2 protein-coding genes and 1 pseudogene are annotated in these 2,461 nt (G+C 30.0%); all 3 read left to right on the top strand.

Translation table 11 applies throughout. The annotated features are described in order from the left end of the window. Positions 1-474 (top strand): annotated as a pseudogene (locus tag ACLOR3_RS10620) (ABC transporter permease); the annotation flags it as partial. Between the two features lie 135 nt (positions 475-609). After that, entirely contained in the window at positions 610-1,347 is a 738-nt protein-coding gene (locus ACLOR3_RS10615; protein ID WP_223325703.1) for an ABC transporter ATP-binding protein, read from the top strand. 2 nt (positions 1,348-1,349) lie between these two features. Continuing rightward, a partial coding sequence (locus ACLOR3_RS10610; RefSeq protein ID WP_411401005.1) for an ABC transporter transmembrane domain-containing protein occupies positions 1,350-2,461 on the top strand: 1,112 nt, incomplete at its 3' end.

The raw sequence follows: 2,461 nt of genomic DNA, 5'->3' as shown, positions 1-2,461 counted from the left end.
TCTACGATTATTATTGATGAATTTAAACGAAGAACAATTTTTCAGTTGTTTTCTTACCCTATTTCTAAAATAAAGTTACTATGGGGAAAAATTCTTTTAGTCATCCTAATATCATTTATTGCCCATTTTTCTGCACATTTAGTGATTCAATTATTCATTAGATTCATGGCTGTTGTAACTGAATCTAGTTATATCCCTCTAGCTAGTCAATTAATTAACTTAGCTGGAATAACGTTTGCAACAGTACTAATAGGGTTACTACCATTTGTTTTAGGTATGATTAAACATTCAACAGCTATAACAATGCTTTCAGGACTTGGTTTAGCAGCATTACTTTCAAATGTAAGTCCAGGAAGTTTATCTAATAATATTGCTGATAACTTATTCTTTTTGATATTTGCAAGTTTCATAAGTTTAATGATTACTTCGTTTTCAATTTATACTATTTCAAGACAAGATATTAGTATCAAGTAGCATAGTTGAGTTTAATCGAAGGAAAGTTATAATTCCTTGATGATTTCTATAAAAAAAGAGACTGTATAAATTAGTATTTATGCTCTGGGAGAAAAATTCTTGCATTTAAAACTGGATATAGAAAGAGAGATAGAAATGAGAAATATTGTTGAAATAAAAGAAGTTTTTAAAACAATTGATAAAGAAGAAATTTTAAGTGGTATCAACCTTCAAATTGCTGAAGGAGAAATCTATGGTTTTTTAGGACCGAATGGTGCTGGAAAAACAACGTTAATGAAATGTATGTTATCCTTATCAACAATTACATCAGGTAGTATTGAAATTTTTGGGAAAAATCTACAAGAACACAGAGAAGAAATCCTAAGTCAGATTGGAAGTATTATTGAATCACCAATTTTTTATGATAATTACACTGCAAAAGAAATTTTGGAAATTCACGCTCAGTATATGGGGAAAAATATTATTGAATCAGATATAATAAGAGCCTTAAGAATGGTCGGATTAAAGAATACGACTAAAAAAGTAAAAGATTTTTCGTTAGGAATGAGGCAAAGGCTTGGTTTAGCTCGTGCCTTTCTAACAAAACCTAAATTGTTAATTTTAGATGAGCCAATCAATGGTTTAGATCCAATAGGAATTCAAGAAATTCGAAATCTTTTGTTGTCGCTTTCTAAGGAGCATGGAATTACAATACTAATATCGAGTCATATATTATCGGAAATTTCACAGATAGCAGATAAAATTGGTTTTATCAAAAATGGAGAAATTGTAGAACAAGTCTCTATGAAAGAGATTAGGAGAGAGAATATTAACTTAGAAGAATATTTTATGTCTCATTTTCTAAATGAAATTAAGAATTATGAGGTAGATTAAGGATGAAACAATTGATAAAGAATCATCAGAAGGCTTTTTATGCTTTCATGATATTTAATATACTGGTCCCTTTAACTAATATTGCTTTTGCTTATTCTATTAAAGGTATTATTGATAGTGGTATGTCCCAAAATGAAGATGCCTTAACTCAAGCGGTACTAGTAGGAGCTAGTGTTATTTTCATATATGCAGGGCTCAACTTTATATCTCTTCGATTGAAAAATAGACTTGTTAGGCAAATCATGTCAAGATACAAAAATAAGGTGTTCCAATCTATTTTAGATAGGGATTATAGAGACTTTTCTAAAGAAAAATCAGGGAAATTTATTTCTGTATTAACCGAAAATATGAAGAAAATTGAGCAAGATTATCTACACCAGTATTTTAATATTTCAAAAAACCTTTCCTTAATGATTTTTTCGCTCCTAGCTATGTTTATAGGTAATTGGTATTTGACCTTATTGGTTATCATTGCTAGCATTATTCCAATGATGATTTCTGGATTCATTGGACAAAAATCAGCTTATCTTCAAAAGAGTGCCATGATTGCCGATCAGAAGTATTTAGCTAAGGTTAAAGATATTTTAGCAGGGTTTCTAGTTATAAAAAGTTTTAATGTGAAAGAGGCTATCCGTCAAGATTACAGAAATGAAAGCGAAAAATTGGATGAGATATATTTTATGAAAGGAAAATTTGATGTCTTAGCAAATGTTATTTCGCAGCTTTCGGGGATGATTGTTTTTTTAGTAGCCTTTGGTGGAGGAATGTATCTTGTTTTTAATGGCTATACCACAATTGGAAGTGTAACAGCTATTGTTCAACTGGTCAATTTTGTAGTAATGCCACTAAATGAAGTTGGTATGGGAATGAGTAAATTCCGTGAAGGTCAGGCAACACTAGATGCATTTGAGGTAAAAGATGTAATCGAACTTCAAACTGGTAAAATGAAAGAATATTTCGATGATGATATTTCTTTTTCAAATATAGATTTTTCTTATCCTAATACTGAAGAAAAGGTTTTTAATCATTTATCTTTGAAGATTCAAAAAGGGGAAAAAATTGCAATTGTAGGAATGTCAGGGAGTGGAAAATCAACTTTGCTCAATCTATTGCT

The sequence above is a fragment of the Streptococcus intestinihominis genome, from assembly GCF_046824975.1.
Taxonomy (GTDB): domain Bacteria; phylum Bacillota; class Bacilli; order Lactobacillales; family Streptococcaceae; genus Streptococcus.
The sequence above is the reverse complement of the archived record's forward strand: the minus strand, read 5'-3'. Positions and strand labels throughout refer to the sequence as shown.

Coding starts and splice junctions, on each gene's coding strand:
- ACLOR3_RS10615 (WP_223325703.1), top strand. CDS start 610: ATGAGAAATATTGTTGAAATAAAAGAAGTTTTTAAAACAATTGATAAA.